Genomic DNA, 20,107 nt, shown 5'->3' with positions numbered 1-20,107 from the left:
CTTTGAGACTAACATCAATACCCACCAACAATGAATTTGACAATGAAATCACCACCTTTCTGATTAAAAATTTTGAGCTATTGAACTTAACTAATGCCCGTGGTACCTGACGCATCAACATCCTCGCAATTAGAATACACCTCTTGAATCTCTATGCACGACTCCTTGAACTGCCATACAGGAGAGAGATAAAAAGAGAAAAACACCCAGCGGTTTAAAGCTAACATCAGGCCAGGGGAACTGACTTTAACAGAAGCGACATAAAAATGCCCTACAGGAGTTGAACAGAACCATCCTCAATAGCCACTATTATTGTTACACGAGCATTAGTTAAGTTCAATAGCTAACAAAAATCAAATTATCAAGGAGCATTAGCTTTGAGTCAGTGCTAGAGTACAAAAAACTTTTTCAAGAATCCAGTTGACAACGAGCCTCCCCCATATGATTAGGCAGCCGAAGAGGCAGCCACCCTATCCCCAAAGGAGGTCTTTGGAGAAGGAGTAAAGGGGATATGGCGGCTGCAGCCTTAGCAGGCTATCATATGGGCCCCACTCATTGTAAACCGCACTTAAAAAACTTTTTTGCACCCCAGCTACATTGCCTCAAAGAGTTTTCGTAAAGAAAACTCCCAGTTGATTTATGGTAAATGAACAAGGAAATGTAAGGGGTTCAACTGGAAAATCTAAGACTTAAACCTTACAAAATATATTATACGAGGAGTAGTTCGAAATGTTGACAAAGCGTATAATCCCTTGCCTTGATGTTCATGCAGGCAGGGTTGTAAAAGGAGTTAATTTTGTAAATATAAGAGACGCAGGTGATCCTGTAGAGGTTGCAGCAATTTACGATAAGGCTGGGGCAGATGAGCTTACTTTTCTAGACATTACAGCATCTTCAGATGCGAGGAGTATCATGCTCGATGTTGTAAGCAGGGTTGCTGAGCAGGTATTTATACCTTTCACAGTGGGTGGAGGTATAAGGTCGGTAGAGGATTTCAGGCAAATCCTGAAAGCCGGTGCGGATAAGATTTCCGTAAACTCTGCTGCAGTTAAAAGGCCTGAGCTTATTTCGGAAGCTGCATGGCGCTTTGGAAGCCAGTGCGTTGTAGTTGCAATAGATGCAAAGAGACGTGCAGATAACTCTGGCTGGGAAGTCTACCTCAACGGTGGAAGGGTCAATACCAGTAAGGATGCCGTTGAATGGGCAATTGAAGCTGAAAAGATGGGTGCCGGTGAAATTCTGCTCACAAGTATGGATTGTGACGGAACAAAAAACGGTTATGATATTGAACTTACGAGAAAGGTTTCTGAAAGTGTTGGTATTCCTGTAATAGCCTCGGGTGGAGCGGGAACTATGGAACACTTCTATGATGCTCTTGTTGATGCAAAAGCGGATGCTGTACTGGCTGCTTCGTTGTTTCACTTCAGAGAGATGGAGATAATGGATTTAAAAAGATACTTGAAGCAAAGAGGAACAGAAGTAAGAATGTAAGGAATAAAAATTGGAGGAAGCAGAAAATGAAAGAATTATTAGAACAGATTAAGTTTGACAGTAATGGTTTGGTACCTGTAATAGCTCAGGACTATAAAACTAATGAGGTCCTTATGATGGCCTACATGAATGAAGAGGCTTTTATAAAATCCATGGAAACCGGCAAGGTACATTATTTTAGCAGAAGCAGAAACAAGCTCTGGCTAAAAGGAGAAACTTCCGGTCACTTCCAGACAATTAAGTCAATCAATTTGGATTGTGATGGAGATACATTGCTTGTAAAGGTTGAACAGGTTGAAGCTGCATGTCATACAGGACACTATTCCTGTTTCTATAGGGAACTTAACAAAGATGGAATAAAAGAAAATTCTGACAAAGTATTTGACGAAAAGAGCGTATACGGTGATAAATCAAAAATACTCAAAGAAGTATATGATGTTATAGTTGATAGGAAAATACACCCTAAGGAAGGTTCATATACTAATTATCTGTTCGACAAAGGTATTGATAAAATACTGAAAAAGGTTGGAGAAGAAACTGCAGAAGTAATTATAGCTTCAAAGAATCCAGGAAATGGTGAAGCAATATATGAAATCTCAGACCTTATATATCACCTATCTGTACTGATGGTTGAAAGAGGGATTACTTACGAAGATATATTTGAGGAGCTCGGAAAGAGAAGATAGAATTCTCCGGAGGTGTGATCTTGGATAAATATAAACTTGAACGCCTGCTCAAGCAGGAAGAAGGACCAAAGCTTGATTTTAAGGCATCATTGAATTTATCCACAGAAAGCGAAAAGAAAGAACTGACAAAAGACGTTATAGCGATGGCAAATTCCAGAGGTGGAAGGGGTTATATTGTTTTTGGAGTAGAGGACAAGACCAAGAGGATACTTGGGATAGTTCCACCTGATTACAAAGAAGAACAGATTCAGCAAACAATATATAACAGGTGTGATCCGCCTATTCCCATTTCACTGGACTTTATAAACTATGAGGGGAAAACGTTAGCTGTCCTGACTGTTTATAAAAGTCATCATCAGCCTCACCAGATGATCCAGAATGGAGCATTTTATGTAAGGCGTGGGTCAACCACTGACTTTGCCAGAAGAAATGAATTAGCCAATCTTTTTCAGGAATATGGTCTTATGACTTATGAGACTGTTATTTTAAAGAATGTTTGCATGGAAGAGATTGATTTTAATCTTGTGCGCAATTTTTTCATGACTTTAAATGTAATCAGTGACAACCCAAGCGAAATAATCCTTGAAGCATTGGGAATAATAGGGCAGAAGGTTGAGGATGAAGGATATCACCCTACAATAGGGGGACTTTTGCTATTTGGTAAGAATCCCTCAATCTATCTGCCGCATGTCTATATAAAAGTGATAAACATGGGTGAAGTGAAAATGTTCTATGGGAATATTCTTACCATGTTAGACGATGTATCTAATTATCTAAGAAATATTGTTAATGTTAAGAAATATCCGTTTGAAGCGCTGGAAGAAGTAATAGCGAATGCTCTTGTGCACCGTGACTATCTGGACATTTCCCGGGGAATTACAATATCCATCACGGACAAAAATGTAGAGATAAGCAATCCGGGTGCTTTAATCGCAGAGAATAGTGTTTATAAGTTTATTAGGGAAAACAATCCTGACAGAAGGAACTCTTGGCTCTATCAAAGGCTTCTTACCCTTGATTCCAAAAAACGTTTTATGAAATCTGGGATGGGGATGACAAGGGTAAAGAATGCGTTTAAAGATATTGGAAAAGTGAAATTTGTCAATATTGGTTCACAAAATCTCTTCAAAGTCATACTTCCACCGTTTTTTGGAAGTTAGGATGATTTTTTTATTCTTCTAATTCATGATTGTATTAATAAAAACAGGTAAAGTTGTTGTTTTGTTAGGTGTAGTGGTTGACAATTTTGTGGGGTGTTTTTTTTAGGGAATTGGTTTGCAGGTCGTGCCTGCTGTTTTAGTGTCAAACGACTCCATTGCGTGACCTTCGCAAAAAATCAGTAGGCCTCGGCTTGATAATTTTTCGCCGCGTCTATGGGACATCCTGTCCCTGAGACGCTAAAAATGCCATCCGTGGCATTTTTGCTTCAAAATTATCAAGCCTTCGGGCCACTGATTTTAATGCTCAGGTCAAGCAATTACGTCATTTGACACTAAAACAGCTTATAAACTCATTACTGTACCGATAAAAACAGGTAAATTTGTCGTGTTGTCAATAATAGCGTACACAAAAGGTCTGTTAAGCTTTATGGTTTTTTCTACCATTCCAACTGATTCGCATTTTATTTCAACTTTTGTGACGGCTCCTGCTTTTGTTCCTAATTCATCAACCGAGATGAATGTTTTGTGAAAAACATCGCCAATAAAGATATTTCCTTCAGATGATTTGCCGAGTTTTCCCAATGTGGCTTGCTCTGGTGAAAAAGCTTTTTGTATTCCAAGGTTTTTTAAAGCATCATTTAGTTTAATTGAGTAATTGTAACTGAATTTAGGTAAATAAGCACTAACAAATATATCTTGTGCAGATTTTATAGTATTTTGAAAGCTCTTGCCTGTAAGAGTTGCAATGTAGTCGTTGATATTTATATTTTCATTCGGAAGTAACGCCACAAAGCTATACTTATCATTAATATATGGTTTGATAAAACCTGATGCTTTGTCATCGCCAATATATTTTGGTTCACTCGAACACATAAAATCAATATTTTGGACTTTGCCATCAATAGAAGTAAAGTTGTCTTTTAGTATATTTTCTTTAGTATAAACATTTTCCCATTTGGCATCAAATGCGACGGCATTTATCAGGAACATAACAGTATCACCATCTATTCGATCAATTACTTTATCGATCATATTATCTGTACTTTTCTTAGTCCAATTGTTAATATCTTTAACAGTTTGACTATCAAATGCAGACTTGTATATAGCAGCATTGTAATAATCCGAGTTCTTCTGTAAAAAATCCTTATTAACCGTAAAACTGCCTTTGTTATCACGGAACCATATTGAGTTTGCAATATTCAGCTTTGAGTTATCTTCACTTGGCAGGTTGTTTACGTAGGTGTACAGGTATTCATTCAAATCCTTAATAGGAATATCCATGCCTAGCGCCTTCTCCATCTGTGAAAGTGTTTCGCCTGCAGCGCCATTTGCTGTCATCGAAAGGGCTATCAATACTGATAACGGAGAAATAAGAGAATTTTCCTTATCACTAATGGATTTTTTGAAAAGTTCAATTGAGAATTGAGATACATTGGTTATGAATTTATCATCGGTAGCTTTTCCGCTCACTTTATTAGGAGATATCCCGGACATTAAATCATCTGCTTTAACGCTAACCGAGCAACCTGTGAGGTTTGCTATTAGTGCTATTGGTAATACAAAAATCAGTAATGAGTTTAGATATCTTTTTGGACGATTTAGAAATTTCATTGAAATTACCTTCCTTTTATAATTGTATTTAGCAAATGCTGTAACCTTTGTATTTTATTATATCTGATGACATGCTGAAATACAATTATCTTCGTGGTTTAGTAAAAACAAGAAACCGCAGTTATACAAGCAAGCTCATTGCTTTGTAATCTGCGGTTAAAAAACAATCATCTATTTTATATTAACATCGAGAACTTTTTTATCAGCTAAATAAGATTCGATTTCTGTAATAGCTTTCTTACTATTTCTGCAACCTCTGCTCTGGTGATGTTATCCTTTGGAGATAAAAGATTGACCTTCCGTCCTGAAACAATTCCCGCCTTAATACAGGTTGCAATGCTGGCTTTCGCATAATCTGACGATATGATTGAGTCACTGAAATCTGATAATAACTCTTCGATTTCACCTTCGGAAAACTCCACTTTTAACCCGGTAATTTTCATGGCGTTTGCTATCATAGTCATTGCCTGTTCGCGGGTGACTTTGTCCGTTAAACCGAATTGACCATTATCATAGCCCGATACGATATTGTACTCAACAGCTGTCTTGATATAGTCGCTGCACCAGTCGGAATTTTTTACGTCAGTAAACGGATTTGTTCCCATTCCAGGTTTTAGTCCCAATGCCTTTACGATAATTGCTGCAAATTCTGCACGAGTGATGTCTCTATCTGGTTCAAACATATCGTTGCCAGTTCCGCTTATTACCATTCTTGAACCCATGTCATTGATTGCTTCTTTTGCCCAGTGTTTACCCACATCCTTAAATTCTATAGGATGGTATACCACCACATAGGTACTGTTGGTAAGACTGTTGATACGAGCATAGTATTTACCGTCAACAAGTGATACCCTTGTGGGAACGTGTCTTGTTGCACCGTCAGGTTCCGTTACTATTCCTGTCGTTATTTTACTTGGGTCAACCCCATCCGGTATTGCTAAAGTTCTTTCCACATAGGCGTTGAAATTTGTTACTTCTACCGATTTATCTCCATGAGCGCATTTGATACTGAAATCTACAGGAGGAACTACGACAGAAAACCCACCTTTCTTTGCGGAGTTTTCAACTATCCGGACTGTTTCGTCCTGAGACTTTGCAATTTCTATCTGTACTTTGATGTCCTGAAGTGATACTTGTGTGTCTAGTTGCTGAGATATTTTATCTATATCTATCTGATGTGCTGGCAAAGTATAAGCTGCTGTATCAGTCTTTACTTCGAGAATCGCTTCTTTTATTTCCATACTCTTGATCATCTGCCCGTTTAATTCTCCGACTACCACGTCGGATTTGGAGTTTACAGGGATAATAACAACTGCTTTTCTGCCTTCCTGTTCAAGCTTTTGTTCAAGCTTTTTCTCGTCAATGGCAATGGTTGTTATAGTCTTAGTTCCTCTAGTACTATTTATGGCAATTCCTGCGTTTTCAGTTTTGCCGTTTACAAGAATAACCACTCCGCTATTTGGCGGTGTCACTGGTGTTGTATTACTATCGTTGTTACTACTAACTTTTGAAGTTGCATGGGGTGAAACAGCGCTTACTTTATTGGATATTGCGATAACAAATTCACTGTCGTCAAGAGCATTTACTTGAAAATTATATTTATTGCCATTTGTGAGGTTCTCTACATCATAAGCATATACGTTCGAGGATACTGTTGCAGTGAAGATATCGTCAGTATATATATCATATGATTCTGTACTTTCTACTGGTTCCCAACTTAATTGCACATGTTGATTACCGGGTGTTGCAGTAAGGTTAAAGCTTACAAGAGCTTCAACTTTGAGGGTGCTTCCTTTACTGTCTGTATCCCCAGAGACATCCTTCCATTCAGTGCCATCCCATTTTTGTTTCTGGAAGGTTGCCGTTATGGTATAACTTCCGGCTGCAGTTGTAGTGTATGTAGATGTATAGTTGTTGCCCAACAAGCTAAATGTACCAGATTTTCCGGTTTCTGTAGAGGTCCATGATACAGGTATATACCTTTCATCTTCAATGTATATACCTTCTTCATCCTGCCTGTCTCCAATTGCTGTCAGTGTAACAGTTTTTCCTTCCGTTACACTTTCCTTTCCGACGTTGACACTATTGTTGTCGGAATTGGCAATTGAACTGACAGTAAATTCTTTGAAGTTGGACGCTCCGCCATAAACAATTGATCTGATTATATGTTCTCCCGACTCAATACCGCTTAAATCGTACTGGTAGCCGTTTGTACCAGTATTGAACTCACCCATGCTAGTATTATCGATAAAGATTTCTATATTCTGATTTTCCATCTCTTTTCCCGTTGCGTCATAAACTGCAACAGAAACAGAAGTGGGATTTATAACATTGTCAAGGTTGATATCCAGAGTTGATGCTGCTTGTGTATAATACGAACTCAGACCATCCGAATCATAACTGTCCTTAAAATACCATTCTTTAAGGTCGTGTTTTGCCATGCAACCGCCTGTCGAAGCAGAAAAGCCGACAAATACGTCTTTCTCTTCAAGAAAATCACCCACATCTCTGCTGATTGTTATGTTTCCTTCATTAGACCTACTATTTTCAGTACCAAATGTGGCAGTAACAGTTCCATTATTATAATCAACCCACGCGTTGATTATGCTGCCCTGAAGACTTGAACAATCAGCTAATGAGTCTGTGGGCTGTACGTAGTGTGAATTATTACCGTTTAACATAATTGCTGCGTGAGAGCTTTCTGGATCGTCTAAATCTGTGTTCTGGTATATATCGAATTCTACTGCAATGGATTTATCAATACCCTTATAACCTAGGCCACCACCAGTAGAGCCTAATTGTGGTTGGTCTGCTTCATAAATGATAAAAGAGAGTCCATCCGCATAACCACCATTTCCAGGATCATGTATTTGAAACTGAAAATAGGTGCTAAAGCCGTGAGTAAGTCTGATTTGATTCCTCCTGACAACCGTACCGGCCTTACCTTCAAGTGAATCTGCAATACGCATTACACCATCAACTACCGAAGCATCCCCCTTCTTCCAGAGCAAAGTTCTATCACTGTCTCCGCCAACAACATCCTGAAAGCCATCTAAATCAACGCAAATAGCAATGGGCTCGCTTTTTCCGGCATAAGCTGTCAAAGGTATTACAAATTGATGGAGAATTGAAAAAAGCATTGTGAAAACCATGATTACCGATATTCTTTGTTTCATGCACAAAACCTCCTCGTCTATATACTATTCTTCCTGAAAAGTTTTTTAGCTGACTTTTATGATCGCATAAAAGTAGTAAGACATTTTTTTAGAAGAAATAGTTATTCTGATTATAATAGCGAAACTTACTTATAGAAAAAAATACATTCAATATTTTCCGGCTTAATACTGTTATTTAATTAGTTATCGTTAAAATTGGTACAATTCATAACACAATCTAAAAGAACATTCCCACTAAAAATTTGTCTAAATCCCTTTGATATCAATAGAATTTATAATAAAGTATAAAATTTGATTAATGATTGTTATTTTTGAATTAGGACAATAAAAACATTGACAATTAGTGGATTGAAATATAGAATAAATATATAAAAAATGTACAAGCTCGAAAATAACAATCTGGAAGTGGGTAATATTGTGGTACTTGAAACAAAAAAGCTTGGTGATATTGCAAAAATAAATACTGGATTGGTGGTTAAAAGAAAACAGGCAGCTTTAAGGGAAAATGTGTTTAAAGATTACAAAATGCTTACATTGAAGAGTTTTGAACAGGATGGATGGCTGAATATAAATGAACTTGATTGCTTTGAAAGTAATGAGGAACTTGATGAAAAATACCTGACACAGCAGGGAGATGTTATTGTTAGGTTAAGCTATCCAAACACTTCAATTGCTATAAATGAGAACAACGAAGGCCTGTTGATACCTTCACTGTTTGCAATTATAAGATTGTCTGATGTTATACTGCTACCGGATTATCTTAGTATATATCTGAACAGTGATTTGATGAAGGAGTTTTTTGGAAGGTCGGTTATTGGCTCTGCAATACAGATTATAAATAACAGTTTGTTAAAAGAAATCGTTGTAAAGTTCCCAAAGATTGAAAAACAGAAGAAAATAATTGAGTTTAATAAATTCATGTTAAGAGAAAAAGAATTGATGACAAGTCTCATTGATGAGAAAACGAAATACAACAAAGCGATTATAGGAAAATTGATCACAGGGGGTTCAAATGATGGAAATTAAGAAATATACACAGGAAGAAGTAAACGGAACGTTATGGAGAGCATGCGATACTTTCAGGGGTAAGGTCGATTCTTCAGTTTATAAAGACTATGTGCTTGTTATGCTGTTTATAAAATATGTAAGTGACATATATAAAGAACATAAAGAAGAACTTATGAAAAAATTTGATAATGATGAAGAAATGGTTAAAAGGCAAATGTCATATGAACGGTTTGTACTAGATGAAATTTCAACCTTTGATTATATATACGACAAAAGAAATCAGCCCAATATCGGCGAAATAATAAATACAGCTTTGGCACACGTGGAAGAAGAAAACAAGACAAAACTCAGAGGAGTATTTAAGAACATAGACTTTAACTCAGAAGCTGTTCTTGGTAATACAAAAGAGCGAAATGCCATGTTAAAACACCTTCTGGAAGACTTCAAAGATTTGGATTTAAGACCTTCAAGGCTTGTTGGAGAAGATGTAATAGGAAATGCCTATGAATATATGATTGCAAATTTTGCTTCAGATGCAGGTAAAAAAGGCGGCGAATTCTTTACTCCGTCGGAAGTTTCAGAACTTTTATCAAGGCTTGTCAAACCAAAAGAAAATGACAGAATCTATGACCCTACCTGTGGATCTGGGTCCTTGTTGATTAAGGCTTTTAATAAAATACCATCGGGTAAGGCGCAGATATATGGACAGGAACGAAATGGTCAAACACATTCTCTATGCAGAATGAACATGTTCCTGCACAGCATTGATGATGCAAGGATTGCATGGGGTGACACACTTTCAAATCCGTTGCATCTGGAAAATGATAAGTTGATGAAATTCCAGGTGGTAGTTGCAAATCCTCCATTTTCACTAGATAAGTGGGCAATGGGTTTTGTTGGAGAAGGAAATGACAAGGAATTCAAAATGGAAGAGGGCCTCGACCCATATAAACGTTTTAGCTGGGGTGTGCCTCCTTCATCGAAAGGAGACTATGCCTTCGTACTCCATATGCTCCATTCTTTAGCTGAAGGTGGAAGAATGGGTGTTGTACTTCCTCACGGTGTTCTGTTCAGAGGTGCAAGCGAAGGAAAAATCCGTCAGAAAATTATTGATATGAATCTACTTGATGCAGTAATTGGCCTTCCGTCAAACCTATTCTTTGGTACAGGTATTCCGGCATGTATACTGGTATTCAGGCAGAACAGAGACAGAGACGATGTGCTTTTCATAGATGCGTCTGGTGACAATTATTACGAAAAAGGAAAAAACCAGAACAAACTCAGAGAAGCGGATATTAAGAGAATTGAAGATGCCTATGAAAAGTATGAGAATATTGAAAAGTTTGCTTATGTGGCAACAAAAAATGAAATCATAGAGAATGACTACAACCTCAACATACCAAGATATGTAGATACCTTCGAAGAGGAAGAAATGGTGGACATGGAGGAAGTAGCACAAAAGATAGCAAGTATAAAGGCGGAATTGGCGGAAGTTGAAGGACAGATGGCAAAGTATTTGGAAGAGTTGGGGCTGTAAAGGGGGAGTTGATGTAATGGATATTAAGGGTTATTCGGAGAGAACCTTTGAGGAAATAAAAAAGATAAATGAATATGGTGCAGAATACTGGTACGGAAGAGACCTTGCAAAAGTTTTAGGGTACAAAAGATGGGAAAACTTCGTTAAGCTGATTGATAAGGCTAAGGAAGCCTGCAAAAACAGTAATATAAATGCTTCAGATCATATTGCTGAGGTCAGCAATATGATAGAAACCGGGAAAACTGCCAAAAGAGAAGTTGATGATTTTTATCTTTCGAGGTATGCCTGTTATCTGATAGTGCAAAATGGAGATCCAAGAAAAGAGGTAATTGCACTTGGTCAGACTTATTTTGCAGTGAAAACACGGGAAAGAGAGATGCAGGAGGCAGTTGAACAATTAACTGAAGATGGTAAAAGGCTGGCAATTAGGAATGAACTCAAAGAACATAACAAATCACTTGTTGAAGCTGCTAAAAATGCAGGAGTTGAAACCAATGTTGATTATGCTGTCTTTCAAAATTACGGATATATGGGACTTTACGGTGGATTGAAAGCAAAGGATATTCACGAAAGAAAAGGCTTGAAAAAGAGCCAAAAGATACTTGACCACATGGGAAGTACAGAACTTGCAGCCAATTTGTTTCGGGCTACTCAGACTGACGAAAAATTAAGGCGTGATAATATAAAAGGTAAGGAAAAGGCAAATGAAACACATTTGTATGTAGGTAAAAAAGTAAGACAAACAATTGAAGAGCTTGGTGGGACTATGCCTGAGAATTTACCAACACCTAAGAAGAGTGCTAAGCAGATTGAGAAGGAGATAGAGACAAAAAATAAGAAATTAGTTGATTAAGTACAAATCTTTTAGAATATGCTTTAGGGTTGAATGAGGTTATGAGAGGCGAGATTATATGAATATTAGTGAGCTGAGAAAAAATTCACAACGCAAATTTTATGAAAGTGAAATTGGAAGAATACCCAAGGAATGGAATGTTGCGCAGATAAAAAATGTTGGAGAAATAATTACAGGAAACACTCCAAGTACCAAACATCCTGAGTACTATGGAGATACTTATATGTTTGTAGCACCTGGTGATATAGGCAGTAGTAAATATGTTCGCAAAACTGAAAAATACTTGTCGGGAAAAGGTTTTGAAATTAGTAGAAAAGTTCCTCAGAACTCTATTATGATGATTTGTATTGGATCTACAATTGGAAAGATTGCTATAGCATCAGAGATGTTAACTACAAATCAGCAAATAAACTCTATAATTCCAAATGAGATATATAATAATGAATATGTATATTATGCACTTAATTATTACTTTAATAAAATTAAAGAATCTAAAATTGAAAAACAGGCTGTACCTATTATTAGCAAATCGAAATTTTCTGAGATATGCATACCGCATATTGAAAAACAAGAACAGCGGAAAATTGCTGATATTCTATCCGCATGGGATAAAGCAATTGAATTAAAAGAGAAGCTTATTGAGCAAAAGAAAGAACAAAAGAGAGGGCTGATGAATAAGCTTTTGACTGGTAAACTCAAGCTTTCAGGATTTAATAATGAATGGACTTTAAAAAGATTAAAAGAGATTTGCATACGAATAATCAGGAAAAACAATGGACAAGATGTTCCAGTATTAACGATATCATCATTAAGTGGATTTTTGGATCAAAGTGAACGGTTTTCAAAAGTTATAGCTGGTAAAAATGTTGAGAAATACACATTACTCAAACATGGCGAATTTTCATATAATAAAGGCAATTCAAAAACATATCCATATGGATGTATATTTAGACTTGAAGATTATGAGGAAGCACTAGTGCCAAACGTATATATATCATTTTCAATGAATGGTGTAGATAGTAATTTTTATAAGTACTATTTTGAGGCTGGTTTGATGAATGATCAACTAGCTGCAATTATTAATACAGGAGTAAGAAATGATGGCTTATTAAACTTGAATGCAGATGAATTTTTTGACATAACACTTCCTGTTCCAAGTGAGTATGAGCAAAAACAAATTGGAGAAATTCTTGATGTAGCTACAAAAGAAATAAACCTACACCAACAAGAACTGGAAGCCTTGAAGCTCCAGAAGAAAGGACTTATGCAACTGTTACTTACAGGCATAGTACGTGTAAACAATTAGATACAGACAAGTGAGGCGATTATGTGAGCAGAGAGACGGAATATAATGAAATGTATATATCCCAGATACCGGCATTGGAAGTACTCAGCAAGATTGGTTATATCGTTTTACCGTTTGAAAAAGCGGAGGCAATGAGAGGAAATCTGTATAATGTAATTTTGAAAGACATTCTGTATGAAAAGTTAAAAGAAATAAATCATTTTGAGTATAAGAGCAAATGCCATAAGTTCTCCGAAAAAAACATCAAGCAAGCTATACAAGACCTTGATGAAGCTTTGACAGATGGACTTATGAAAACAAATGAAAAAATCTATGATTCCTTACTCCTAGGGAGAAGCTACGCCGAAAAATTGCCGGATGTAGATGGAACAAGGTCATTTGACATCAACTACATTGATTGGAAGAAGCCTGAAAACAATATATTCCATGTGGTTGAAGAATTCAGCGTTGAGAGGGAAGATGGTCAGGGCAATGCGAGACCGGATATTGTGCTCTTTATAAATGGTATACCCTTTGCAGTAATTGAATGTAAGAAGGCATCTATATCTATTTCCCAGGGAATCAGTCAGATGCTGAGGAATCAGGGAAAGGGGTATATTCCTCAACTGTTTAAATTTATTCAAATTGTGATGGCTACCAATAAAAATGAGACTCAATATGCTACTACTGGGACACCTAAGAAATTCTGGTCTGTATGGAAAGAGGATGAAAAGTCTGTTGAATACAAATGGTTTGAAAAAGAGCTTGGAAAGGCTGTTACAGACAGAATTCCGACTACCCAGGATAAAAACATTGTTTCACTGTTTCACCCTAATCGGGTTTTACAATTAATAAGGTATTTTAACCTATATGATAAAAATATAAAAAAGATTGCACGTTACCAGCAGTACTTTGCAATTAAAGAGATAATAAAGACAGTAGAGGAAATGGATAAAAATGGAAACCGTCAATCTGGTGTCATATGGCATACGCAAGGGTCTGGGAAATCGCTTACAATGGTTATGCTTGCAAGATATCTTTTGTCTGAAATGGCAGAAGTACATCCACAATTACTGGTCATTACAGACAGAATAGAGTTGGATAGCCAGATTCATAAGACTTTCAACCATTCAAGGCTGAAAGCGGAAAGAGCAACCAGCGGTAAAAACCTTGTTGAATTGATTAATAATAATGGTGCAGATATAATTACATCCCTCGTCCATAAGTTTGATACAGCTTCTAGGCATCAGGAACCTGTGAAGTCCAGAAATATTTTTGTACTTATTGATGAATCCCACAGGACTCAATACGGCGAACTGCACATAAAAATGAAGAAAGTGTTTCCAAATTCCTGTTACTTAGGTTTTACTGGGACACCGCTTATGAAAAAAGATAAAAGTACAATGAATAAATTCGGAAGCAGGATGATTCACCAATACACCATCAAAAATGGTGTGGATGATGGTGCTATAGTACCGCTTTTTTACGAAGGCAGACTTGTTGAACAGACAGTTAATAGAAATGCTATTGACAGGCGCATTGAAATGATAACCAGAAATCTCAATGAAAAGCAGGCAGAAGAACTTAAAAATAAATGGAGCAAGTTTGAGGCAATCGCTTCATCAGAGCAAAGAATACGGCTTATCGCCGATGATATTTACGTACATTATAAACAATTCTATAAAGGCACTTATGCTAAAGCAATACTTGCAACTGCTTCCAAATCTGATGCAATTCGCTATCAGGAAGCGTTTGAAGAATTTGAAGATGTAAGTACGGCGGTTGTTATTTCCCCGCCTGACCAGCGTGAAGGCTATGAAGAAGTAGATGAAGAGCCTAAAGATAGGGTTCTGAAGTTTTGGAGGAAAATGACGGAAGAGTATTCAGATCCCGATAAATATGAAGAACACGTAAAGAGTGAGTTTGTTGATGGTGATGAACTTGAGGTACTTATTGTTGTTGATAAGCTTTTGACAGGATTTGACGCTCCCAGAGCTACTATCCTTTATATAGACAAACCCATGAAGGATCATACCCTGCTCCAGGCAATTGCGCGTGTAAACCGATTGTATGAAGGTAAGGATTTCGGACTTATAGTTGATTATCGTGGACTTATTGCAGAATTGGATTCTGCAATGAAAACTTACTCTGGAGCCGGACTTGAAAACTTTGATGGTAAAGATTTAGAGCGTGCGCTTGTAGATGTGATAAGTACACTTGGAAAGCTGCGTGAATCCTATTCCAATGTTGTAGCAATATTCAAAGCTGTTAAAAACAAATCCGACAAGGAAGAGTATGAACTTATACTTGAAGATGAAGTAATCAGGAATGATTTCTATAATGAACTGAGCGAGTTTGGCAGGTATTTGGGGATTGCGCTGGAATCGGAGCATGTTTACAATGCAATAGGGGAAAAAGACATTCTATTGTACAAAAAAGAGTTTAAATTCTATCAAGAACTCAGAGCTTCAGTAAAACTCAGGTATTCCGATACCATAGATCACAAAGAATATGAGCCTAAAATGCGAAATCTTATGGATACTTATATTGCAGCTGAAGATGTAATCCAAATCACTGCACCTGTAGACATCCTCGACGAGGAAGAATTTGAAGAGGAGCTAATGAGGCTTGATTCCAAGAGAGCAAAAGCTGATGCTATCCGTACAAGAATGACAAAAAGAATAAATGCAAAGTGGGATGAGAACCCTGCATATTATAAGACTTTTGCCCAGCGTATTGAGGAAATAATAAAGGCGTATAAAGAAAAGCGGATATCTGAGGCAGATTATTTGGAAAGAATAAATGCAGTAAAAAGAGACTTCAGGAAAGGATATTCAGAAACAGTATACCCGGAAAAAATTAAGCACAACACCCATGCACAAGCTTTCTATGGTGTTATTAAGGATATTTTGGAGGATGAAACCTCCTGTGATGCTGGTGTTTCCGGAGGTATAAATGAACCTGGAAGAATTTATAATTATGAAGATATCTTGGCAGAACTTGCTACAGACATCGATATTGTCATAGATAAACACAGTAAAGTTGACTGGCATGATAACCCGGATGTTCATAACCGTATATCTCAAGAAATAGATGGGTTATTATATATTGCAAAGAAAAAGCATTTTCCTGATCTGTCGTATAAGCAAATTGATAAACTGATTGAAAATATTAAAACAGTTGCACTTAGAAGATATTAGGTGGGTGGTTATGGGAAAACACACTGTAAATTATGGTGACAAAATAATTGAATTTGAGCTTGAAAGAAAAAATGTAAAAAATATAAACCTGAACATAAAACCAGATATGACTATAGTTGTAACAGCAAGCGAGGAGGTTCCTCTAGACTATATACTTAGATTTGTTAAGTCAAAAACACCGTGGATAATAAAGAATGTAAGTTATTTTAAGGAAACACAGCCGGAGTATATAACAAATAAGAAGTATATAAGCGGAGAATCCTTTAAATACCTGGGGAAACAATATCGTCTTAAAGTTGAAGAAACTGATGAAAGAGAATACGTCAAATATTATCACGGTTATATTCATATTTATATACGAGATAAGAATAATTACGAAGCTAAAAAGAGCCTCCTAAACAATTGGTTTCGAATAAAAGCATTCCTAAAATTTGAAGAAAGTTTGGAACGTATATATCCTATCGTTGAAAAATATGGCATTGAGAAACCTAAAATCAATATCCGAGTAATGAAATTACGTTGGGGATCTTGCATCAAAGACAAGAAAACCATTCTGTTAAATTATGAACTGATTAAAGCACCAAGTTTCTGTATTGACTATGTAATGCTCCATGAATTAATACATTTCAAGTATAGCAAGCATAACATAGAGTTTTATACATTTATGACATCGTTAATGCCGGATTGGAAAATGAGAAAAGAATTATTGGATGAAGAAGTTGTCAGAGAACTTTAATAAACTTTATTTTTTTTTTGAAAGGAGGGGGATAAATGTTAGCATTCCAAATTTTTTTTATTGGTGTTATTATACCATTTGTTGTAAGCTTTCTGTTTTGTTTTTTTCTTAAAAAGTACCATTGGATATCTTGTGTTTTAGTATATTTGGCTATTTTCATAAAAATAATTCTAGAGATATATAGTTATGGTTCTGGAGAAAGTTCATTATTGGGTAAAATAAGTTTTTACTTTTCAAACGATGCCAGTATGGGCGTAACATTGTTTTATGTTCCTATTTTGATATCAACAACATTGTTTGTAATTTTGTTTAGTATTATTAGAATAACGAAACAAAAGAAACTAGTTTAAGACGTTAAGAATAATGGTGCAAAGTATTATCAAATGTTTATAGGTATTTTGAGTAAGTTGAATTATTTATTTGGGGAGGACTAAAATGTTAAGATTAAAGAAGTTATCATTGTTAATACTGATTGTTTTATCGGTTAGTCAGGTATTAAACGTATCAGGAATTGGTACTAATGTTTATGCTGATGAAGGGTTTATCTGTGGAGATGTAAATGGAGATGGCAAAGTTAATTCCATAGACTTTGCGTACATGAGGCAACATATTTTAGGATTTATAACCGAGTTCCCTAGTATTAATGGCCTTAGGGCAGCAGATGTAGATGGAAATGCAATGTTTAATTCAATAGATTTTGCTTACATGAGGCAATATCTGCTCCAGGCAATTCCTGATTTTCCTGCGAATTTAATTCCTCTTGCTGCAGATCCAGGAGAGGACGTTGTAACATATAAGTCATTTAAAGTATCACTTGATGGTTCTTTCAGCACGGCCCCCGCAGGAAAAATCATTTCTTATAACTGGAGAATTATTTCCAAGCCCTCAGATAGTTTTGCAGCTTTAGATGATTCGTCTGCTGTAAGCCCGAGTTTTGTTGCTGATTTGACAGGGGATTACGTTCTTGGATTAACGGTTAGTGATGGTAGTTCTACAAGTGATGAAGAAATTGTAAATGTAAAGGCTAAAGAAATTGGATCAAAAACTGATGATCTTGATACAAGTTGCATTCCCACAGGATATATAGAAGGTTATGACTTTAATGATTATATTCCCCTTTCAGATGGATGGATAATTGTAAAAGATCTGGATCTCAATAAAGTAATATTTATGAATGTATTTACATTTGAGCATGGTAAAGAGTTTTTGGTGAATGGAAAACCTGACAAAATGGAATATGATTTTGACAGTGAGCTATTATTTGTAAGTCTTAGTGATACAAATATGATTGCAAAAATAAATATGAAGACTGAAGAGATTACATACATTAAGCTAAACGAGAGCATCATGGAGATGACTCTAGGTGAACGGGGAATTGTTTTTGTTATTACAGGTGATAGCTATAATGGTACAATTTATGTTGTTGATTCAGTAAAAGATACAGTAATTAGTAGCATAGAAGAAAATGAAGGATATCGCTTAATGGCTTATGACAGGTATAAGAACAACCTGATTGTTGGAGTTAAAGGTGTTAGTCCAAGTGCTTTAGGACGATATTCATTTAATGAAATTACTAATGAACTTGAATTCCAGCAGTATAGCAGAGATCTTGGTTCGAATGGCCAGGACCTTGCTATATCCAGTGATGGGAAACATGTTGCCTTTTGTTGTGGTGGAGGAAATGACGGATATACAATATTTGATATTGATAGTTCTGACATTACCCAAAAATTCGGTCAATGGAATACCGGCGCATATCCAAGTTCAGCACATTTTACTCTTGATAATAAATATATAGTGGCTTCAAATGCTTCGGATTTAAAAATATTTGACGTCGAAACTCATGAGGTTATTTCTACTGTGGGCAGAACTGCAAGTATGGATTATTCTGATGATATTGTTCGTTTTTCAATAGGAGGTAAAATCGTATTTGACACCAGTGAAGGAATGATGTGTTTTTATAGAAGCGGTATTATCCAAACAGAAGTAATAAGACCTACAGCTTATACAACAGGTGATAAGGCTGCTCTTAAAGGTTTGAGCGTAAACCTTGATGGAACCGGAAGTGATATGGGCTCTGGAACTTATTTAGGATATAAGTGGGAGATGGTTTCAAAGCCTGAAAACAGTCAAAGTGTAATAAATGGAGCACGTTCTTCAAATCCTTCGTTTACACCTGATATGACAGGACAATACAGTGTTTCCTTATCTGTATATAATGAAGCTGGTGAAAGTGACTTGACGTTTGTAAATATAATAGCAACGGATATGATGGATACTACCGATGAAATTGGTGATATTGAAGATGGTTATCTTGATGGCTATCTTTCAATCAAACCAATTGCATTATCAAATGGGTGGATTATTGCTGCAGATACGAAAAACGTAATTAAAATTGTTAATGTACTGACAGGGGATGTTGCAAGCCAATATCAAGTGTTTGGAGCACCAAATAAATTAAGTTATGATTCTGAAAACAATAGAATTATTGCTTCTTTTACAGCGGTTAATAAAATAGCTGTAATTGATATTGGAAAGAACTCTTTATACTATATCGATACTCCATATTCATATAAAGGAATAGTATATGGAGAAAAAAATATTGCTTTTGCCATATCAGACGCTTGGCCTAGTGGATATATAAGTGTAATAGATATAGAGAAAAAAACAGTTTTGAGTTCAATTAAAGTTACTGCTTATGGTGCTGGGTTAATTGAATATGATAAAAATAACAATAACTTGTTTTACGCAGACAAGGGACTAAGCCCTAGTAGTCTTTCAAGATGTTCTTTTGACGAGAATACGAAAGAACTGAAAATTGAACAGGTTGTTCGGGATATGGGTGCGAATGGAATAGATATGAGTATTTCAAGTGATGGAAAACATCTGGTGTTTTGCTGTGGTGGTGGAAACGGAGATGGATATACCATATTTGACGTAGATTCTACCGATATAGAAAAAAACTATGGAGAGTTTGACACTGATGCATACCCCACTTCCGGCGCATTCTCGCACGATGGAAAATATTTCTTAGCTTCAAACGGATCAAACCTTTTGCTATTTGATGCCCAAGCTCACTATTTGATCAAAACTATGAACCATAGTAGTTATGGAAGTGATAAAGATAAAGTATTATTTTCAAGGGGAGATAAGCTTATGTTTGATATTGTAGGAAACCGTATTTATTACTATAAATTTGTCATAGAATAATTGTAAGTTCTAGAACAAAATATGCAATCTGAAAAATCAGCTCCACAGGTAAAAGATGTGGCTTGTAAGCTGTTTTAGTGTCAAATGACGGAATTGCTTGACCTGAGCATTAAAATCAGTGGCCCGAAGACTTTATAATTTTGAAGCAAAAATG

Annotated in this window: 12 protein-coding genes; 10 read left to right on the top strand and 2 right to left on the bottom strand. The window is 36.2% G+C overall.

Going from position 1 to position 20,107, the window contains the following annotated elements; translation table 11 throughout:
- Positions 1 to 729 precede the first annotated feature (729 nt).
- From hisF to ACECE_RS0209295, 3 genes are read left to right on the top strand one after another with little or no spacing between them, the layout of a single operon-like run.
- Entirely contained in the window at positions 730 to 1,491 is a 762-nt protein-coding gene (gene hisF / locus ACECE_RS0209305; RefSeq protein WP_010680938.1) for an imidazole glycerol phosphate synthase subunit HisF, read from the top strand.
- A 26-nt stretch (positions 1,492 to 1,517) separates the two neighbouring features.
- On the top strand, positions 1,518 to 2,177 hold the full coding sequence (gene hisIE, locus ACECE_RS0209300) for a bifunctional phosphoribosyl-AMP cyclohydrolase/phosphoribosyl-ATP diphosphatase HisIE (protein WP_010680937.1): 660 nt from the start codon (positions 1,518 to 1,520) through the stop codon (positions 2,175 to 2,177).
- 20 nt (positions 2,178 to 2,197) lie between these two features.
- Positions 2,198 to 3,337, top strand: a complete 1,140-nt coding sequence (locus ACECE_RS0209295; RefSeq protein WP_010680936.1) for an RNA-binding domain-containing protein — start codon at positions 2,198 to 2,200, stop codon at positions 3,335 to 3,337.
- Between the two features lie 342 nt (positions 3,338 to 3,679).
- Here the strand turns inward: ACECE_RS0209295 and ACECE_RS0209290 are convergent, their stop codons facing one another.
- Together ACECE_RS0209290 and ACECE_RS29255 are read right to left on the bottom strand one after the other, a co-directional pair.
- Entirely contained in the window at positions 3,680 to 4,948 is a 1,269-nt protein-coding gene (locus tag ACECE_RS0209290) for a serpin family protein (RefSeq protein ID WP_010680935.1), read from the bottom strand.
- Positions 4,949 to 5,154: 206 nt separating this feature from the next.
- Positions 5,155 to 8,124 (bottom strand): S-layer homology domain-containing protein, encoded by a 2,970-nt coding sequence (locus ACECE_RS29255; RefSeq protein WP_010680934.1) that lies wholly within the window; start codon positions 8,122 to 8,124, stop codon positions 5,155 to 5,157.
- A 375-nt stretch (positions 8,125 to 8,499) separates the two neighbouring features.
- Between ACECE_RS29255 and ACECE_RS0209280 the strand changes: the two genes are divergently transcribed.
- The 7 genes from ACECE_RS0209280 to ACECE_RS0209245 all read left to right on the top strand — a co-directional run bounded on the left by ACECE_RS0209280 (position 8,500) and on the right by ACECE_RS0209245 (position 19,953).
- Entirely contained in the window at positions 8,500 to 9,150 is a 651-nt protein-coding gene (locus ACECE_RS0209280) for a restriction endonuclease subunit S (protein WP_010680933.1), read from the top strand.
- Positions 9,137 to 10,669 carry a type I restriction-modification system subunit M gene (locus ACECE_RS0209275; RefSeq protein WP_235715928.1) on the top strand — a complete coding sequence of 511 codons (1,533 nt, stop codon included), beginning with the start codon at positions 9,137 to 9,139 and terminating at the stop codon, positions 10,667 to 10,669. The genes ACECE_RS0209280 and ACECE_RS0209275 overlap by 14 nt, the downstream gene beginning before the upstream one ends.
- A gap of 16 nt (positions 10,670 to 10,685) precedes the next feature.
- Entirely contained in the window at positions 10,686 to 11,522 is an 837-nt protein-coding gene (dinD, locus tag ACECE_RS0209270) for a DNA damage-inducible protein D (protein ID WP_010680931.1), read from the top strand.
- 58 nt (positions 11,523 to 11,580) lie between these two features.
- Positions 11,581 to 12,828, top strand: coding sequence for a restriction endonuclease subunit S (locus ACECE_RS27065; RefSeq protein ID WP_010680930.1), 1,248 nt, complete (start codon positions 11,581 to 11,583; stop codon positions 12,826 to 12,828).
- 23 nt (positions 12,829 to 12,851) lie between these two features.
- Positions 12,852 to 16,007 (top strand): type I restriction endonuclease subunit R, encoded by a 3,156-nt coding sequence (locus ACECE_RS0209260; protein ID WP_010680929.1) that lies wholly within the window; start codon positions 12,852 to 12,854, stop codon positions 16,005 to 16,007.
- 10 nt (positions 16,008 to 16,017) lie between these two features.
- Entirely contained in the window at positions 16,018 to 16,743 is a 726-nt protein-coding gene (locus tag ACECE_RS0209255; protein ID WP_010680928.1) for a M48 family metallopeptidase, read from the top strand.
- A 435-nt stretch (positions 16,744 to 17,178) separates the two neighbouring features.
- Positions 17,179 to 19,953, top strand: a complete 2,775-nt coding sequence (locus tag ACECE_RS0209245) for a PKD domain-containing protein (RefSeq protein WP_010680926.1) — start codon at positions 17,179 to 17,181, stop codon at positions 19,951 to 19,953.
- Positions 19,954 to 20,107: the final 154 nt, after the last annotated feature.

It is taken from the genome of Acetivibrio cellulolyticus CD2 (genome assembly GCF_000179595.2).
In the GTDB taxonomy this organism is placed as follows: Bacteria; Bacillota; Clostridia; order Acetivibrionales; family Acetivibrionaceae; genus Acetivibrio; species Acetivibrio cellulolyticus.
Note: the sequence above shows the minus strand (reverse complement) of the source record. Positions and strands in the feature narration are given on the sequence as shown.